Here is a 16,963-nt window from a genome sequence, read left to right as displayed (position 1 = left end):
CCAGGAGCCCACGATGAAACGACTGCTCGCCCTGACCGCCCTGTCCCTGGCACTGGCCGTGCCGGCCGACGCCCACGACGGCCCCTCCGAAGCCAGCGCGGCCCTGTCGCTGGCGCCCGTCGTGCTCTCGGTCGGCGCCGTCAGCGCCACCGGCGCGGCCGTCAGCGCCGTGCCGGTGGGCATCTTCTCCGCCGGCGTGACGCTGGTCGTCGTCGGTGTCGAGGTCGTCGGCGGCGTGACGGTCTGGGTGCTGGAGCGCGCCTCGGACGGCGTCCGCATCAGCCTGCGGACGGCGGGCAAGCTGGCCGAGGGCGTGGTCGTGTCCACGGGTACCGCCGTCACGGTCTCGGTCATCGGCGCCGGCACCTTGCTGTCCGCGGCCGGCCAGGCCATCGCCTTCATCCCCAACGAGGTCGGCAAGGCCCTGCTCTACAACGAGCAGGTGAGCCGTTGAAGCGGCGCCTCGTGCTGGCGGCGCTGGCCGCGGCGACCGCCGCCCACGCCGGCCGGCCCTGCGACGACAAGCCGCCCACGCCGCGCCAGGTCGAGCAGGGGCTGGCGCTGGCCGAAGCCACCGCCCGCGAGCTCGACGCCAGCGGTGCGCAGGTCGCCGTCCTGGCCCGCGCGGGACAGGACCTCTCCAAGTACGGCCTGCAGTGGTCCCACCTGGGCTTCGTCTACAAGGACGCCGCCGCAGGCGCCTGGCGCGTCATGCACAAGCTCAACGACTGCGGCAGCGACCACGCCGGCCTGTACCGCCAGGGCCTCGGGGAGTTCTTCCTCGACCGGCCCTACCGCTACGACGCCGCCTACGTGGTGCTCAAGCCCGAGCTGCAGCAGGCCCTGCTGCCCGTGCTGGCCGACAACGCCCGCGTCGCGCGCTTCCACGAACGGCGCTACAGCATGGTGGCCTATGCCTTCGGCACCACCTACCAGCAGAGCAACCAATGGGTGCTCGAGACCCTGGCCGGCGCCGCCGCGCCCGGCATCGCCAGCCGCCGCGCCGCCCAGGACTGGCTGCGCAGCCAGGGCTACCAGCCCACCGACCTGCACCTGTCGGCCTTGACCCGCCTGGGCGGGCGGCTCACGCGCGCCAACATCGCCTTCGACGATCATCCCAGCGCCCGGCGCTTCAGCGACCACATCGACACGGTCACCGTGGACTCGATGTTCGCGTGGCTGCCGCGCGCCCAACTCTCCGAACCTCCGCAACGGGTCCCACAGCCATGAGCCACGAAGGTCATCCCAACCAGTTCGCCCTGCTGGGCCAACGCCGCTTCGCGCCCTTCTTCTGGACTCAGTTCCTCGGCGCGGCGAACGACAACGTCTTCAAGTTCGCCTTCACGCTGATGATCACCTACCAGCTGCAGCTGGAATGGCTGCCGGCCAAGATGGCCGGCCTGGTCATCGGCGCCCTCTTCATCCTGCCCTACGTGCTGTTCTCGGCCACCAGCGGCCAGCTCGCCGACAAGCACGACAAGGCCCGGCTGATGCAGCTCGTGAAGAGCCTGGAGATCGCCATCATGGCCATCGCCGCCTGGGGCTTCCACACGGCGAACGTGCCGGCGCTGCTGGCCTGCGTCTTCCTGATGGGCCTGCACTCCACCCTCTTCGGCCCCGTCAAGTACGCCTACCTGCCGCAGCAACTAAGCGAACGCGAGCTGACCGGCGGCAACGGCATGGTCGAGATGGGCACCTTCGTCGCCATCCTGCTGGGCCAGCTGCTCGGCGGCATCCTCGTGGACACGCCCGTCGTCGGCCCGCAGCACGTGGCCTGGGCCTGCCTGGCCCTGGCCGTGCTCGGCCGCGTGACGGCCCAGGCGATCCCCGCCAGCCCCTCGACCGACCCGAACCTCGTCATCAACTGGAACCCCGTCACCGAGACCTGGCGCAACCTCAAGCTCGCCCACGAGGGCGTGGCCGTGTTCCGCTCCCTGCTGGGCATCTCGTGGATGTGGTTCTTCGGCGCCGTCTTCCTCAGCAACTTCCCGGCCTTCGCCAAGGAGGTGCTGCACGGCAGCCCGCAGGTGGCCTCGCTGCTGCTGGCCGTCTTCTCGGTGGGCATCGGCATCGGCTCGCTGCTGTGCGAGATGCTGTCCAAGCGCCACGTCGAGATCGGCCTCGTGCCCCTGGGCGCCATCGGCATGAGCGTGTTCGCCATCGACCTCTACTTCGCCGCCACTGGCCTGCCCGCCGCCGAGCCCTACACGGTCGGCGCCTTCCTGGCCGTGCCGGCCCACTGGCGCGTGCTGGCCGACCTGACCCTGCTGGCCCTGTTCGCCGGCGTCTACAGCGTGCCCATGTACGCCCTCATCCAGCTGCGCGCCCAGCCCACGCACCGCGCGCGCATCATCGCGGCCAACAACATCCTCAACGCCCTGTTCATGATCGCCAGCTCCGTCATCGCCGGCGCCATGCTGGGCGCGGGCCTCAGCATCCCGCAGATCTTCCTGGCCGTGGGCATCGCCAACGCGGTGGTGGCCGCCTACATCTTCCTCATCGTGCCGGAGTACCTGCTGCGCTTCGTCGCCTTCATCCTCACGCGGCTGGTCTATCGCTTTCGCATCGTCAACGACGAGCGCATCCCCACCACCGGCCCGGCCGTACTGGTGTGCAACCACGTCAGCTTCGTCGACGCCGTGCTGCTGATGGCCGCCAGCCCCCGGCCCATCCGCTTCCTGATGGACCACCAGATCTTCAAGCTGCCGGTGCTGGGCTGGATGTTCAAGCTGGCCAAGGCCATCCCCATCGCGCCGGCCAAGGCCGACCCCGCCACCTACGAGGCCGCCTTCACGGCCGCCCGCGCCGTGCTGGCCGACGGCGAGATGGTCTGCATCTTCCCCGAGGGCGGCATCACCCGCGACGGCACGCTGCAGCCCTTCAAGGGCGGCGTCATGAAGCTGGTCGAGGGCCTGCCCGACGTGCCCGTCATCCCGATGGCCCTGGGCAACCTGTGGGGCAGTTATTTCTCGCGCGTCGAAGGAGGGCATGCCATGGTGAAGCCGATGAGGCGCGGCGTCTGGAGCCGCGTGGACCTGACGGTCGGGCCGCCGGCGCCGGCCGCTGCCGTGTCGCCCGAGGCCTTGCGCACCAGCGTCCAGGGCCTGCTGGCAGGGAGCGCGGCATGAGCGACGCCGAAGCCCCCACCTCCATCGGCCGCGTGCTGCTCATCGCCGTCCTCGTCATCGCGACGCTGGGCTTCGGCGCGGCAGGCCTGTGCGGCGCGGCCTTCACCGTCATGTCGGTTCCCGCGATGTTCGCGGGCGGGCCCGAGAACTTCGCCGGCGCCGCCCTCGTCATCGCCGTGCCCAGCCTACTGTTGGGCCTGGCCTTCGTGTGCGGACGGGCGCTGAGCCGGCTGTTCCGCCGCAAGCCTTGATCGCCAACGCGGACGCCGCCGCCTGGCTGCACACCGCCTTCGCCTGGGCCGGCATGAGCCTGGGCGCGGCGATGTGGCGCGCCACGCAGAGGCGGCAGCCCACCGGCGGCGGCGTGCTTGCGCCCGGCAACTTCGCCGTGGTTGTCGGCCTGCTGCTCGGCGCGGCCCTGGGCAACAAGCTCGTCTTCCTCATCGAGCGTCCCGACGTGGCCCTGGCGATGTGGCAGGGCCGGCCGGCCTGGCCCGGCCAGAGCATCGTCGGCGGCCTGCTGGGCGGGTTGATCGGCGTCGAACTGGCCAAACGGCTGACCGGCCAGACGCGCAGCACCGGCGATGCGATGGTGCTGCCCATCGCCGTGGGCCTGGCCATCGGCCGCGTCGGCTGCTTCCTCGCCGGCCTGCATGACGACACCTACGGCCTGCCGACGTCGCTGCCCTGGGGCGTGGACTTCGGCGACGGCATCCGCCGCCACCCCACCCAGCTCTACGAGATCGCCGTCGTGCTGCCCCTCGGCTGGGCCCTGCATCGCGCCCGCTTCGCCACGCCGGGCCTGGCCTTCAAGCTCTTCCTGAGCGCCTACCTGCTGTGGCGTTTCGGCGTGGAGTTCCTCAAGCCGGTGCCGGTGGCCTGGCCGCTCGGCCTGTCGGGCATCCGGTGGACCTGCCTCGCCGCCCTGGCCGTCTACGCGCCCCTCGTCGTGCGCGCCGCGCGGTCGCCCACCCTCGCCACGCCATGACCCGCAAAGTCCGCCCCTACCTCTTCTACGACACGACGCAGTCCGTCTGCACCCGCTGCCTGCGCCCGGCCGAGGCCAAGATCCTCGTCAAGGACGGCCAGGTCTTCATGGACAAGTGGTGCCCCGCCCACGGCACCGAGCGCGTGCTCGTCAGCGACGACGCCGACTACTACCGCCTGTGCCGCGAGGTCTACGTCAAGCCGCCGGAGATGCCGCAGCGCTTCGCCACGCCCATGGCCTACGGCTGCCCCTACGACTGCGGCCTGTGCCCCGACCACATGCAGCACAGCTGCCTGTCCATCGTCGAGATCAGCGACCACTGCAACCTGCGCTGCCCCACCTGCTACGCCGCCTCCGGCCCCGAGCGCCTGACGCACCGGTCGATGGACGAGGTCGTCGCCATGCTCGACGCCATCGTCGCCAGCGAGGGCGAGGCCGACGTCGTGCAGATCTCCGGCGGCGAGCCCACCCTGCATCCGCGGTTCTTCGACATCCTCGATGCGGCACGAGCCCGTCCCATCAAGCACCTGATGGTCAACACCAACGGGTTGCGCATCGCCCAGGACGCGGCCTTCGCCGAGCGGCTGGCGGGCTATGCCCCGGGGCTGGAGGTCTACCTGCAGTTCGACTCGCTGCGGCGCGAGGCGCTGATGGACCTGCGCGGCGCCGACCTGCGCCGGCCGCACGGCGAAGCCCTCGCGCGGCTGGACGCCCTGGGCATCTCCACCACGCTGGTGATGACGGTCAAGCGCGGCGTCAACGACGACGAGATCGGCGACGTCATCCGCCACGGCCAGGCCTTCGGGTGCGTGCGCGGCGTGACGCTGCAGCCCGTCCAGAACGCCGGCCGGGTCGAGGCCTATGAAGCGGCGAAGCACCGGCTCACGGTGAGCGAGCTGCGCCGCCGCATCGCCGAGCAGAGCGGCGTCTTCACGCTGGCCGACGTGCTGCCCGTGCCCTGCAACCCCGACACCCTGGCCATGGCCTACGCGCTGCGCGGGCCCGGCGGCAGCCTCACGCCGCTGACCCGCTATCTCGACGCCACCACGCTGCTCTCCGGCGACCGCAGCACCATCGTCTTCGAGGGCGACCCGGCCTTGAAGGCGTCGGTCTTCAAGCTCTTCTCCACCAACCATTCGCCCGAGAGCCAGAGCAACTGCCTGTCCGAGCTGCTGTGCTGCCTGCCCAGGGTGGACGCGCCGCGGCTGAGCTACCGCGACGTCTTCCGCGTGCTCATCGTGCAGTTCATGGACGCGCAGTCGCTGGACATCCGGGCGCTGAAGAAGAGCTGCATCCACATCGCGCGGCCCGACGGCCGGCTCATCCCCTTCGAGTCCTACAACCTCTTCTACCGCGACGAGCGCCAGGCCGAGCTCGCGCAGATCCGCGCCGAAATCGACGCCCAGCGCGAGCAGCGGCGGCAGGCCGTCATGCCGACGGTGTCGATCGCCCGCGCCTGAACAGGCGCTTCACGCGCAGCTTGATGGCGCGCGCCGTGCGCCAGACCGCGCTGGCGCGCACCCAGGCCAGCAGCTCGGCCTTCCAGGCCGTCCAGCGCGCGTAGATGCGGGCGAACCAGGGCAGCTGCATCAGGGCCGGCTGGATGAGCTGGAACAGCCAGGCCAGCAGGGCCGTGCCACCCACCTTGGCCGCGACGATGACGCCCACGCCCAGCACGACCCGGCCCTGGGCCACCAGCCACACGGCCAGCAGCTTGATGGGCAGGATGAGCAGGCTGGGCAGCACCAGCACCAGGAAGGCCCAGCGCGGCGGCAGCCGGCGCAGCAGCGTCTCCAGGTGGCGGATGACGGGCAGCCGCGCCAGCAGCGCGAAGGCCCGCCGCAGCGGCTCCCAGCCCCATTCCTCGAAGAGGATGAGCAGCGCGAGGACGACGCGCAAGAGCCAGCGCAGCGGGGCGAGGAGGAGCTTGAGCATGGGCGTCTCAGTGTGCCGCAGAAGCGGCGCAGGCCGCCGGCTGCGGCTCGGCCGGGGCCGGCTCGCAGCAGCGGCGCACGGGCGCACAGCGGACCGGCGCCCCGGCCGCCCTGGTGTGGGCCTTGCTGCTGGCCGCGGCGCCGGACGTCGACGAGGCCGACTGCGACAGCGCATTGGACAGCGTCAGGTTCAAGACCGTCTGGTGCGAGGCGCTGCCTTTGGCGTCGATCTGGATGAGGGTCGGGCCTGAGGCCGCCGCCGACGGGCCGGAGGCGGCCTTGTCGGGCGCCGCGGCCGGCGCAGACGGGTGGCCACAGATGGCGGCCAGCGCGTCCGCCTGTGCCTTGGGCTGTGCTGCTCCGCCCATCGAGGGCGGCAACCAACTGGCCAAGGCTTCCGACGCGGGAGCCGACGTGGCGGACGAGACCTGCTGAGGCAGGCTGGACCAGGTCAACAACTGCTCCTTGGGTAGAACGACGCGGCGGAATAGCGGTTCATTCTCGGGCGCCACGATCTGTCCGGCCGGTGTCGACCAGACCAGGTGAGCGGGGTTGCCGGACGGGCCCTTGAGCTTGAGGGCCAGCCCGGCGAAATCAAGCACCACCTGCGACCCGATCCGCGAGCGAAGCAAAACCGGGCAGATTGCCGTCGGCGCATCGTCCTCGGTCGCGGCGTTGCACACCGCCTGCCCCACGGCCTGGTTGACCTGCTTGCAGGTCTTGCCGGACACGATGGCGCGCACGAAGGCATATTCGCCGAGGCCGAACCGGTTTACCGCGATCACCGAAATCGCCGAGAAGCTGCCCAGCAAGACGCTGACCCAGAACAGCAGCACCGGCGCAATGACCAGGGCCGCGCGCCAGCGCCAACGTTCCTCGATGGAGCCCAGCAGACCTGCAGCGGCCGCGATGGCGACCACCGTCATGCCGAGCGACAGCATGGTCTTGGTGTTGTCGGCGCGCGCGATGTCGCCATTCAGGCCCAGGATGGAGAGCAAGGCCAGCGGCAGCAGCATCAGGGCACCGCAGCCCAGGCTGGCAGCCAGCATCCAACGCCAAGGCGCCCGCGCCACCCCGAACAGCCCCGGCGGCGCTTCGGCCGGCCGCTCCGCCTTGCGCGCCTCCCTGGCGAGCAGGAGCGCGTAGATGACCGTGGCGCTGGCGGTCAGGAACCAGAACCATCCGTTCCAGTCATACAGGATCCCCACCATGAGAAGGCCCCAGGCTGCGGCAACGGCTCCGGCGACCAGCCAGACGTGGTGGTCCTCGATCGCTGCGTTCCCATCTCTGGACAAGCCCAGGAACATGCCCGGCATCACCAGCGTCGTCGCGGTGTAGCCGGCCAGCAGCAGGCCCAGCAGAGCCACCGCGTACAACACCGAAGCCAGTGCCTCGAGATTCACGTCGGGCAGGAAGCCGATGCGCGCGAAGTACAAGAGCAGCAGCACGCCGCCGTAGCTCAATACCGTCAGCGACAAGGTCTTGGCCGGGTTGTCCGCGGCATAGGACAGCAGCTTGCGCGCGATCGTGGCGATCAACCTCTTGTCTTCAACGGCCGCGTCGCGCGGCAGACGGCCTTTGGACGAAGCCATGCGCCCACCCTTGCGCAGGCGACCCGTCCTCACTCTTGCTTGCATCGCGCCTCCTCCCTGAATCTCGCGCCTGCCGGCGGGGTCTTGGCCCCGCCGTGCAGCGGTCGATTATTGAGGGCAATTACAGCTTCACCCGGCAGCGCAGCCCCGCCGGCAGCTCGCCGCGCGCGTTGTCGATCTCGGCCACGATGCCGAAGGTGCCGGCCGCCGCGTCGACGACGCGGTCGACGGTGCGCACGCGGGCCTTGATGACGCGGTCGGCGAAGGGTGCCTCGGGCGTCACGCTCACCACCTGCCCGGGCCTGACCTGGGTGAAGGCCTTGACCGGCAGCAGGGCCTGCACCTTCAGCGGATTCGTCTGCGCGATCTTGAGCACCGGCTTCTTGGTGTCGCTGCTGTCCATCAGCGCACCGGGGTAGAGGTACTGGTCGACGACCACGCCGCTGAAGGGCGCCAGGATCTGGCGGCGGCGCAGCTGGTCCACGGCCTGGCGGTGGTCCAGGCGGGCGATCTGGTGGTTCTCGGTGGCCGTCTGCAGCTCGGCCTCGGCCAGCTTGAGTTCGGCCTGCGCGTCCTCCACCGCCTGGGCCGAGACGAAGTCCTCGGCCAGCAGGTCCTGCAGCCGGCGCGCCTTCTCGCGCAGGGCCGCCACCTTGGCACGCGACAGTTCGGCCTGGCCCTGGGCCTCGGCGCGCGCCTTGGCCGACTCCGCCGCGCTGGCCTCCACGCTGCTCTCGATGCTCACCAGCACCTGGCCCTGGCGGATGGCCTCGCCGCGGCTGGCGTGCACGCGCTCCAGGATGCCCACGACGGGGCTGCGGATCTCCACCGTCTGGTTGGGTTCGATCATGCAGTCGTAGTCCTGCGCCAGCGCGGGCAGGGTCAGCAGGGCAAGAAGGAAGGTCGGTTTCATGTCGTGCTACCGGCGATGCCGATGATGCGGTGGAGTTCGCGGTCCTGCCTCAGGGTCTGCCTGCGAGCGGCCCAGGCGCGGCGTTCGGCGTCGCGCTGGGCCAGGCGCACGGCCAGGCCGAGGGCACGGCCCTGGGCCAGCAGGGCGCGCAGCGGAGCCGGCAGGGTCTTGAAGAGCGGGTCGTCGGCGGCCACCATCGCCCGCACCGTGCCGGGCTGGCCCTGGCGGCCCGCGCGGCCGAAGAGCTGGCGGTCCACGCGCGGCGACTCGTGGTATTCGCTCAGGATGACGTGCAGGCCGCCCGCGGCCAGGGCCTCGGCATCGGGCTTGATGTCGGTGCCGCGGCCGGCCATGTTGGTGGCGATGGTGATGCGGCCCGAGGCGCCCGCCGCCGCGACGATGGCGGCCTCCTCGGCGTCCTGGCGCGCGTTCAGCACGGTGGCCTCGACGCCGCGCGCGGCGAACACCGCCGCCACCGCTTCGCTGGCCTCGACGCTGCGCGTGCCCACCAGCACCGCCTGGCCGCGCGCGGCGGCGGCGATGGCCTCGTCGGCCACGGCCTGCCACTTGGCCGCAGCGTTCGCGAAGCAGCGCGCCGGCAGCTCGCGCCGCTGGATGGGGCGGTTGGGCGGCAGGCGCCGCACGCGCAGCCGGTAGGTGGCCCACATCTCGGTCGCGGCCTCCGCCGCGGTGCCGGTCAGCCCGGCCAGCAGGTAGTAGCGGCGGAAGAAGCGCTGGAAGGTCATGCGCGCCAGGGTGTCGCGGCCGGCCGTGAGCTTGACGCCCTCCTTGGCCTCGATGAGCTGGTGCAGGCCCTGCTCCCAGCTGCGGTCGGCCATCACACGGCCGGTGCTCTCGTCGACGATCTGCACCTTCAGCCCGTCCTCGGCCTCATCGCCCGGCGCGAGGATGTAGTGCTGGTCGCGCTCGTAGAGGTGCAGGGCCGTCAGCGCCTGGCGCAGCAGCTGCTCGCGCCAGGCCCGCGCCCGCCAGACCGGCCGCACGCCCTCGGGCAGCGGCGGGCAGGCGTCGACGGCCGCCGCGGTCAGCTCGACCTCGCGGTTCGCGAGCCGCACCGCGAAATGCGTGCCCTCGCGCAGGCCGCGCGCGGCGGCGATGGCCCAGGCCAGCAGCGCCGGCTCGTGCAGGCCCTCGGACTCCTGCGAGATGATCATCGGCGTGCGGGCCTCGTCGATGAGCACGCTGTCCGCCTCGTCGACGATGGCGAAGTGCAGGGCCGGGATGAGCGGCTCGGCCCCGGGCCCGCCCGTGCCGACGAAGCCGCGCAGCGACGCCACGCGGGCGGGCAGCAGGCCGTGGCCGGCGAGGCGGTCCTTGAGGTAGTCGAACACCAGTTCCTTGCCGCTGACGTAGCAGACGGCGTGGCGATAGGCCGTGCGGCGCTCGTCGGGCTCCATGCCGCCCTTGACGAAGCTGCCGCCGAGGCCGAAGAACTCGAACAGCGGGCGCATCTCCTCGCAGTCGCGTTCGGCCAGGTAGTCGTTGGTGCTGACGACGTGGACGCGCGCACCGCTGGCCGCCATCACCGTGGCGGCCAGGGCCGCGACCAGGGTCTTGCCCTCGCCGGTGCGCATCTCGGCCAGGCGTCCGGTGATGAGGGTGCGCGCGCCAGCGAACTGCACCGGATGCGGCCACAGGCCCAGGCGCCGCCGCGCGGCCTCGCCGACACTGCCCAGCGCCTGCGCGAGGGCGCCAGCGTCGTTGGCGTCGGCACGCAAGGTGGCCATGGCCGCGTGCAGCCGCTGGGCGATCTCTTCGTCGTCGGCCTCGCGCAGCGGCAGTGCGGCGATGGCGCCGTTCAGCGCCGCGATGCCGGCTGGCGACTCGCTGCGCACCGGCAGCCGGCCGGGCAGGTCGCGCAACCAGCGCTCGACCGGCGCGTCCGCCTCGCCGCCGCGCTCGTCGCGCAAGGTGTCGGCGCGGCGGAATTCGGGGCCGGCCAGGGCCCTGAGCCAGCGCAGGTCGGCGGCTGCCGTCATGGCGCCACCACCAAAACACAACCACAGAGACACGGAGACACAGAGAGGCCACCAGCTCGCGCAGGCTGCGCACCTTCTCTGTGCCTCCGTGTCTCTGTGGCTGCATTCATGGGCCGCGCCTCAGACACTCAATCGAGCCAGGAAGGCCTGGCGGAGCCTCAAGAACCACTGCGCCGCCAGCGGCGTGGCGCCGAGGTCGAAGCGCACCCACACCCGGTCGCCGAAGACGGCGCTGGGCGAGGGCCGGTCCAGCTGCAGCTCGAGGTCGAAGACGCGGCGCAGGCTGTGCTTGCCGCCCTCCTTGGCCGGGTCCACGCCGATCTCGCCGCCGGCCGTCGAGCCCAGGGCCGGCGACACCAGCTCGAAGCCCCCGCCGGGCACCTCGCGGCGCACGCGCGCATCGAGCATCGCGTGCGGCCATTGCGCCAGGCGGACCTGCACCGCCCGCGTCCGGTGCTTGACGAGGTCGGCGTCTTCCTGGGTGATGGCCACGCGCACGCGGTCCGCCGGCCCGGCGACCAGGTAGCCCAGCAGCTCGCCCCGCTTGACGGCGCGGCCGGTCAGCTCGGTCGGAGCGTCAGGCACCCAGCGACCCGCCGTGCCGGCGCTGACCTCCAGCGCGGCGACGCGCCCGCGCGCCTCCTCGTAGCGCGCCTGGCGCGCCTCCAGTTCGGTGCGCAGGGCGACGGCCTTGGCCGGCTCGGCCACCTCGGCGCGCCGCAGCGTCGCCCGCGTCTGCTCCAGCGCCGCCGCGGCCTGGGTCAGCTCGGCGCGCAGCGGCAGGTTGTCGATGGCCAGCAGCGGCGCCCCGTGCGCGACGACGCTGCCCGGCGCGGCCGAAACGGCGCCGATCTGGCCGGCGGCCTCGGCCCGCACCAGGGCTTCGTCGGGCAGCCAGACCACGCCCTGATGCACCGAGTGGAAGGGCATGGGCACCAGGCAGACGAGGGCCAGCGCCGCGACGACGAGCAGGGCCGCCCGCCGCTTGGCCGGGCGACGGCGGCGCGCCAGCGAGCCGCCCTGTTCGAGGTGGCGCCAGGCCTTCCAGACGGGCACGGCCAGGGCCTGCCAGGCCGCCACGACGGCCATGATGGCGCCCACCAGCAGGTATTCGCCGGCCACGAACCAGATCAGGCCGACGGTGACGAAGAAGCGGTAGACCGGCGCCGCGGCGCCGTAGAGCGTGAGGATCCAGCGCTCGCCGCGCGAGGCCAGCGGCGGCTCGGCGTCACGCGCGCCGAAGAGCCAGCGGTCGCTCAGGTAGACCCACCAGGCCTGGGCGCGCTGCGCCAGGTTGGGCAGTTCGAGCAGGTCGGTGGCGATGAAGTAGCCGTCGTAGCGCATCAGCGGGTTGCCGTTGACGAGCAGGGTCGAGACACCGGCGATGAGGATGACGTTGTAGGCCACCGCCGTCACGAGGCCGGGCTCGGCGGCCAGCCACACGAACAGCGCGACAGCGCCCAGGGCCAGCTCGGCCATGATGCCGGCCGCCGCCACCTGGGCGCGCGCCCATTTGGACGCGAAGGCGTAGGACGAGGTCGCGTCCACGTAGGGCACCGGCGTGAAGACGACGAAGAGCAGCCCGATCTCGCGCACCGTGCCGCCGCGCGCCTTGACGGCCAGGCCGTGCGCCCATTCGTGCACCGCCTTGACGACGGGGTAGACGAACCACAGCAGCACGAGGTTGCTCGCCGACAGCACGCGGTCTGACAGGTTCTCGGTCAGCGACTGCCAGTGCTGGGCGCCGAGCACGGCGGCCGGCAGCACCAAGGCCAGCCACAGCAGCGCGACCGGCGCGCTGAACATGGCCCGCGCCAGGCCGGCCTGCCGCTCGAACCAGGCGTCAGGGTGGAAAAGCGGCAGGCGCAGGCTCATCAGGTTGAGCCAGTTCTGCTTGAACCGGGCCTTGCGCTGGCGCTCGAAGCGCTCGAAGACTTCGCCGGCGTCGGGCGAGACCTGGGTCTGCAGCAGGTCGTTGGAGTGCAGGGCCGACACCAGCTGCACCAGCTCGTGCTGCGAGATGCTGGCACCATGGTCGCCGGCCTCGGCGCAGGCGGCGTCCCAGACTTCGTCGAGCGTGCGCCGGCCGTCGCACAGCGACAGCACGCGCCAGACCTCGGGCGTCATGCGGTGAAAGCGCTGGCTCACCGGGTCGGACAACAGCACCCACGGCCTGCCGCGCAGCCGACGGTGCAGGGGCTGCACGCCGTCGCGCAGGCGCGGGCGCAGATGCCTGAGGGCGTGCCAGTGTTCCGAGAGCAGGGCTTGCATGCAGCGCCCTCAAACACAGCCACAGAGACACAGAGGCACAGAGAGGCCAACGGACTGCCGCCTCTGTGCCTCTGTGCCTCTGTGGCTTTGTTTTGACTTCACTTCAGTTGTCCCATGGTGCTGCGCACCACCCGCAGCCGATGAAACGGGGTATTTGCGGGCCGAGCGCTGGGCCGCTCCCGAGCCGGCCCGCTCTGGCGATGTGCTTGCGGCTCGAAGCCGCGAGCATCGCCGCCCCCGCGGGGGGCGGACCAGACACGCGCCGCGTTCAGCGCGCGGGGTTGGGCCGGGGGCTGTTTCATCTCAAATCCAGTACTGCCACAGCTTGAGCCGCAGCCAGTCGATGGATTCGCGCGTCCAGATCGTCAGCAGGTTGGCGCTGCCCACGACGACCTTGGCCACGCCCTGCATGCCGGGGCTCAGCGGCGGCACCTCGCCCAGCCAGGCGGCCTCGGCGCGGAAGCCGTTGATGCCGTCCTGCACGCTGGCCGTCGCCGTCACCCGGCTGAGCTCGAAGTCGTGCCCCGCCTGGGGCTGGCCCGACAGGCGCAGCACGCCGCGCTGGCCGGTGCGCACCCGGGCGATGTCACGCTCGGGCACGTGCAGCACCACGCGATAGCCCTCCGAGGCGATCTCGAACATCTCCTTGCCCAGCTCGACCGGCGCGCCCAGCTGCTGCACCCAGTCGCCCGTGACGATGAGGCCGTCCATGGGCGCCACCAGCCGGGTCCGCGCGAGCTTGGCATCCACCAGCGCGAGCTGCCCTTCCACGCCCTGCAACTCGGCGCTGGCCAGGGCCACACCGGCGGCCTCGCGGTCGGCCATGGCCTGGCGCAGGCGGCCGGCGGCCTGGTCGCGCTCGCCGCGCAGCTTGGCCTGCTCGAGCTTCAGGTCGCGGTCGTCCAGGCGCAGCAGCAGCTGGCCGCGCTGCACGCGGTCGCCGGGCCGCACCGGCACCTCGGCGATGAAGCCCTCGAAGGGCGCGGTGACCAGCTGGCGGGCGCGGCCCTCGATGACGGTGTGGGCCGTGACACGGTCATCCACCGGCACCAGCAGCAGCACCGCCAGCGTGAGGACGGCCGCCACGGCGCCGCCCTTCCAGGCCCAGTGGCCGGGGCCGCGCAGCCGGCCGGCCACGCGGCGCAGCGCCCGCCAGGCCAGCACCGGCAGCGGCAGCTCGGCCGTGCGCCAGTGGCGCAGCAGGGGCTCGGCCAGCGTGGCGCTGGTGCGCAGCACCTGCTGTGCGGCGGCGTTAGCGTCGCCCTGGGCGATGAGGACGGCGACGACCTCGCCCTGGTCCAGCAGCGGCAGGGCCCAGGCGCCGCGTTCCGCCAGCTCGCGGCCTTCGACGAAGGCGCGCTGCGCGATCTCGCCCGCCGCCTGCACGCCGGCGCTCGCAGCCTCGGCATGGGCCACGTCGGCGGCCACCCACCAGTGGACGCGGTCCTGCCGCGCCTCGAAGAGGGCCAGCCGCAGCTCGGCCTCGGCCGGCAGCTCGCGCCGCGCCCAGGCGGCCGTGCGGTTGATCCAGTCCTGCGCAGCCGCCCGCGCCTCCTTCTGCGAGGCCACGTGGCCCATGAGTTCGAGCAGCTCGGCCGCGCGCTGGTTGTGGGCGAGGCTCGCGGCGCTCAGCGTCAGCTGCAGCCAGCCCAGAGACAGCAGCAGCAGTTGCAGGCTGCGGTCGTTGTGCGGCGGGCTGAGCAGGGCGCCGACGATGCCCGGCTGGCCGCTGGGCAGGGCCAGGTGGGTCGCCACCAGCAGCTCGCCGCTGGGCACGCGGCCCAGCGCGACCGGGCTGTCGCGCGTCACGCGGGCGCGCGCCTCCGCCCAGGCGTCGGCCACGTCGGCCCGCTCGAAGGGTGCCCGCCAGGCGGCGTCGGCCGCATGCAGGGCCACGCCCTGGCAGCCCAGTCCGGCGGCATGCAGACGCTGCAGCCACAGCGCCAGGGCCGGCGCCAGCTCGGCCGCCTGCGGCGTCGCCGAAGGCGGCGGCAGCACGGCCTCGTGGTCGCCGGCGCTGCTCACGAGGCGCTCCGGGCCCGCGCGCGGCCGATCTCGTCGGGCCGGTGCTCCACGAGCTGGGCGTCCAGGGCCTGCCAGTCGGCTTCGTTCAATTGGCCGGCCAGGGCGCGCAGCTTGAAGTAACTCGCCCAGGCATCGTGGCGGGCGCGGGAGAGGTCGCGGCGGGCCTCGAAGAGCTTGCCCTGGGCCTCCAGCACGTCGGCATTGGTCTTGATGCCGACCTCGTAGCCGCGCTGGTTGGCGCGCACCGACAGCGCCTGCGAGCGCTCGGCCGTGGCCAGCGCCCGGGCCTGCGACAGCGCCGACAGCGTCGCGACGAAGGCCTGGCGCACGCCGATGACCAGGGTGCGGCGGGCGAGGTCCAGCTCGCCGGCCGCCTTGTCGCGCAGGGCCATGGTCTCGACCACCTTGGACTGGGTCGCGCCGCTGGCGAAGAGCGGGATGGTGAGCGTCGCGCCGACGGCGGTGGTGTTGCCGCGCCGCGGGAAGATGCTGGTCACCGTACCGGTGTCGTTGGAGCGGGTGTAGCTGGCGTTGAGGTCCACCGTGGGCGCGTGGGCGAGCGAGGCCTTGCGGATCTCGGCCTCGGCGGCTTCGAGCGCGAGCCGGGCCTGGCGCAGCTGCGGGCTGTCGACCTCGGCGCGGGCGAGCCAGTCCAGCACGCCGTCGGCCTGCAGCGGCGGCAGGGCCTCGGGCGCGACGGCCCGCGTGAGCAGGGTGGGCGTGGGGCCGGCGGCCACCTCGGCCAGCACCTGGCGGCGCATGTCGAGGTCGGCCTCGGCGGCCAGCACCTGGGCCAGGCCGCTGTCCACGCGCGCCTCGGCCTCGCGCACCTCGGGCGCGGCGGCGCGGCCGACCTGGAAGCTGCGCCGCGCCGCCGCGAGCTGCTCGGCATAGGCCTCGCGCAGGGCCGTGGCGTGGGCCAGCACGTCGCGCGCCTTGAAGACCTCGAGCACCGCCTCGGCCAGGCGCTGCTGGGCCTCCAGGCGGGCCTGCTGCAAGGCGCTCTCGGCCTGCTCGAGCTGGCTGTTCGCCGCCTGCAGGGCCGGGTAGAGCGCACCCCGCCACAGCGGCTGGTTGACCTGCACCACGTACTGCTCGGACTTGAAGGGCCGCGGCTCGTAGGCCGGCGCCTCGCGGTAGTGGTTGTTGCTGGCCGTGGCGGTGAAGTTGGCCGTGGGGCCGTAGGCCGCGCGGGCCTGGAACAGGCGCTGCTCGGCCGCGCGCAGCGAGGCGTCACTGGCCCGCACGGCGGGGTCGGCATCGAGGGCGCGGGCGGCCAGTTCAGGCAGGGTCTGGGCCGCGGCCGGCAGGGCGAACAGCAGCAGCGGGAGGAGTCGGATGAGCACCGGAGGCAGCCATGGAAAAGCGCCGGCCGAAGGGCCGGCGCGCCGCAATTGTGCGGGGTTAGGCCTGGCGGCGGCGCCGGCTGGCCAGCCAGGCCGACACGATGGCCACGGCGGCCAGGGCCGCGCCGTCGGGCTCGGGCACGGTGTTGCCGCCGGCGTCCTGGGTCTGCAGCGTGAGCTTGAAGAAGCCGAGGCTGCCGCCGTCGTCAGGGTTCACGGCGCGGATCTCGACGGTGTTGTCGATGCCGATGAGGCCGAGGAAGGCGCCGAGGTCGAAGCTGTCGAGATAGGCGCGGCTGAGGGGGTCGCTGCCACTGTCGCCGTTGGTCAGCTCGCCGATGAACTGGTTGTTGAGGTAGACGCCGGCATTGCCGTCCAGGCCCCAACCGCCCGCGAAGACCTGCAGCGTCGCGCCGGTCAGCGGGCCGCTCCAGCTTGCGGGCAGCTGGGCGCTGAAGCCGCCGAACACCCAGTCGTCGGTGCCGTCGGCCTGCGGGTTGACGAGGTCGCCGTACTCGAAGCTGTCGCCGCTGGCCAGGCCGATGCCCAGGCCGTCCAGCGCGCCGAAACGGGCTTCGACGGTGGCGGCGGAGGCCGGCGCAGCGGCGAGGGCCAGAGCCAGCCCGAGGGCGGACAAGCAGGAGCGGGTGAGGTGCAGCATGAAGGTGCCTGTGAACTTTGACGCAATTCCTGCCATCGTAGGCAGAGGCCGGGAGCCCGCCCATCCCCGGAGCGTGGGGCGGGCGGGACGTGGGCTGGCGAGCGC

The 16,963-nt window shown here is 72.5% G+C and carries 14 protein-coding genes and 1 pseudogene; 6 read left to right on the top strand and 9 right to left on the bottom strand.

The window, feature by feature from the left end; genetic code table 11:
• Nucleotides 1–13 precede the first annotated feature (13 nt).
• The 6 genes from LXT12_RS23100 to LXT12_RS23075 are packed head-to-tail and all read left to right on the top strand — an operon-like array spanning nucleotide 14 to nucleotide 5,576.
• Nucleotides 14–454 (top strand): hypothetical protein, encoded by a 441-nt coding sequence (locus LXT12_RS23100; protein WP_233394659.1) that lies wholly within the window; start codon nucleotides 14–16, stop codon nucleotides 452–454.
• A complete protein-coding gene (locus LXT12_RS23095) occupies nucleotides 451–1,230 on the top strand; it encodes a DUF2145 domain-containing protein (RefSeq protein ID WP_233394658.1) in 780 nt (259 codons plus the stop codon). The genes LXT12_RS23100 and LXT12_RS23095 overlap by 4 nt, the downstream gene beginning before the upstream one ends.
• The gene (locus LXT12_RS23090; protein WP_233394657.1) at nucleotides 1,227–3,128 is read left to right on the top strand and encodes an MFS transporter; all 1,902 of its coding nucleotides are present in this window, start codon (nucleotides 1,227–1,229) and stop codon (nucleotides 3,126–3,128) included. The genes LXT12_RS23095 and LXT12_RS23090 overlap by 4 nt, the downstream gene beginning before the upstream one ends.
• Nucleotides 3,125–3,379 carry a hypothetical protein gene (locus tag LXT12_RS23085; protein ID WP_233394656.1) on the top strand — a complete coding sequence of 85 codons (255 nt, stop codon included), beginning with the start codon at nucleotides 3,125–3,127 and terminating at the stop codon, nucleotides 3,377–3,379. The genes LXT12_RS23090 and LXT12_RS23085 overlap by 4 nt, the downstream gene beginning before the upstream one ends.
• Entirely contained in the window at nucleotides 3,376–4,116 is a 741-nt protein-coding gene (locus tag LXT12_RS23080) for a prolipoprotein diacylglyceryl transferase (protein WP_233394655.1), read from the top strand. Before LXT12_RS23085 ends, LXT12_RS23080 begins: the two co-directional genes overlap by 4 nt.
• On the top strand, nucleotides 4,113–5,576 hold the full coding sequence (locus LXT12_RS23075; RefSeq protein WP_233394654.1) for a radical SAM protein: 1,464 nt from the start codon (nucleotides 4,113–4,115) through the stop codon (nucleotides 5,574–5,576). The genes LXT12_RS23080 and LXT12_RS23075 overlap by 4 nt, the downstream gene beginning before the upstream one ends.
• Here LXT12_RS23075 and LXT12_RS23070 read toward each other — a convergent pair.
• From LXT12_RS23070 to LXT12_RS23035, 9 genes and pseudogenes are all read right to left on the bottom strand, one after another.
• Nucleotides 5,545–6,051 carry a hypothetical protein gene (locus tag LXT12_RS23070; RefSeq protein WP_233394653.1) on the bottom strand — a complete coding sequence of 169 codons (507 nt, stop codon included), beginning with the start codon at nucleotides 6,049–6,051 and terminating at the stop codon, nucleotides 5,545–5,547. The genes LXT12_RS23075 and LXT12_RS23070 overlap by 32 nt on opposite strands.
• A 7-nt stretch (nucleotides 6,052–6,058) precedes the next feature.
• Nucleotides 6,059–7,642: a hypothetical protein gene (locus tag LXT12_RS23065; RefSeq protein WP_233394652.1), complete on the bottom strand. Its 1,584-nt coding sequence runs from the start codon at nucleotides 7,640–7,642 to the stop codon at nucleotides 6,059–6,061.
• A gap of 121 nt (nucleotides 7,643–7,763) precedes the next feature.
• On the bottom strand, nucleotides 7,764–8,555 hold the full coding sequence (locus LXT12_RS23060; protein ID WP_233394651.1) for an efflux RND transporter periplasmic adaptor subunit: 792 nt from the start codon (nucleotides 8,553–8,555) through the stop codon (nucleotides 7,764–7,766).
• Complete coding sequence (locus LXT12_RS27215; protein WP_474100267.1) at nucleotides 8,552–9,223, bottom strand: preprotein translocase subunit SecA; 672 nt, start codon at nucleotides 9,221–9,223, stop codon at nucleotides 8,552–8,554. The genes LXT12_RS23060 and LXT12_RS27215 overlap by 4 nt, the downstream gene beginning before the upstream one ends.
• Nucleotides 9,224–9,277: 54 nt before the next feature.
• Nucleotides 9,278–10,303 (bottom strand): annotated as a pseudogene (locus tag LXT12_RS27210) (preprotein translocase subunit SecA); the annotation flags it as partial.
• 372 nt (nucleotides 10,304–10,675) lie between these two features.
• Nucleotides 10,676–12,826 carry a hypothetical protein gene (locus LXT12_RS23050; protein ID WP_233394649.1) on the bottom strand — a complete coding sequence of 717 codons (2,151 nt, stop codon included), beginning with the start codon at nucleotides 12,824–12,826 and terminating at the stop codon, nucleotides 10,676–10,678.
• 303 nt (nucleotides 12,827–13,129) lie between these two features.
• The gene (locus LXT12_RS23045; protein WP_233394648.1) at nucleotides 13,130–14,851 is read right to left on the bottom strand and encodes an efflux RND transporter periplasmic adaptor subunit; all 1,722 of its coding nucleotides are present in this window, start codon (nucleotides 14,849–14,851) and stop codon (nucleotides 13,130–13,132) included.
• Nucleotides 14,848–16,197 (bottom strand): TolC family protein, encoded by a 1,350-nt coding sequence (locus tag LXT12_RS23040; protein ID WP_233394647.1) that lies wholly within the window; start codon nucleotides 16,195–16,197, stop codon nucleotides 14,848–14,850. The genes LXT12_RS23045 and LXT12_RS23040 overlap by 4 nt, the downstream gene beginning before the upstream one ends.
• A gap of 58 nt (nucleotides 16,198–16,255) precedes the next feature.
• Nucleotides 16,256–16,858, bottom strand: a complete 603-nt coding sequence (locus tag LXT12_RS23035) for a hypothetical protein (protein WP_233394646.1) — start codon at nucleotides 16,856–16,858, stop codon at nucleotides 16,256–16,258.
• Between the last annotated feature and the right edge of the window lie 105 nt (nucleotides 16,859–16,963).

The sequence above is a fragment of the Pelomonas caseinilytica genome, assembly GCF_021353235.1.
Classification (GTDB): Bacteria; Pseudomonadota; Gammaproteobacteria; order Burkholderiales; family Burkholderiaceae_C; genus Pelomonas; species Pelomonas caseinilytica.
This window is presented reverse-complemented; position numbering and strand designations above follow the sequence as displayed.

What these genes read in the sequence shown, in the direction of transcription:
- LXT12_RS23100 (WP_233394659.1), top strand. Translation starts at nt 14, where the DNA reads ATGAAACGACTGCTCGCCCTGACCGCCCTGTCCCTGGCACTGGCCGTG.
- LXT12_RS23090 (WP_233394657.1), top strand. Translation starts at nt 1,227, where the DNA reads ATGAGCCACGAAGGTCATCCCAACCAGTTCGCCCTGCTGGGCCAACGC.
- LXT12_RS23085 (WP_233394656.1), top strand. Translation starts at nt 3,125, where the DNA reads ATGAGCGACGCCGAAGCCCCCACCTCCATCGGCCGCGTGCTGCTCATC.
- LXT12_RS23075 (WP_233394654.1), top strand. Translation starts at nt 4,113, where the DNA reads ATGACCCGCAAAGTCCGCCCCTACCTCTTCTACGACACGACGCAGTCC.
- LXT12_RS23070 (WP_233394653.1), bottom strand. Translation starts at nt 6,051, where the DNA reads ATGCTCAAGCTCCTCCTCGCCCCGCTGCGCTGGCTCTTGCGCGTCGTC.
- LXT12_RS23065 (WP_233394652.1), bottom strand. Translation starts at nt 7,642, where the DNA reads ATGGCTTCGTCCAAAGGCCGTCTGCCGCGCGACGCGGCCGTTGAAGAC.
- LXT12_RS23060 (WP_233394651.1), bottom strand. Translation starts at nt 8,555, where the DNA reads ATGAAACCGACCTTCCTTCTTGCCCTGCTGACCCTGCCCGCGCTGGCG.
- LXT12_RS27215 (WP_474100267.1), bottom strand. Translation starts at nt 9,223, where the DNA reads ATGTGGGCCACCTACCGGCTGCGCGTGCGGCGCCTGCCGCCCAACCGC.
- LXT12_RS23050 (WP_233394649.1), bottom strand. Translation starts at nt 12,826, where the DNA reads ATGCAAGCCCTGCTCTCGGAACACTGGCACGCCCTCAGGCATCTGCGC.
- LXT12_RS23035 (WP_233394646.1), bottom strand. Translation starts at nt 16,858, where the DNA reads ATGCTGCACCTCACCCGCTCCTGCTTGTCCGCCCTCGGGCTGGCTCTG.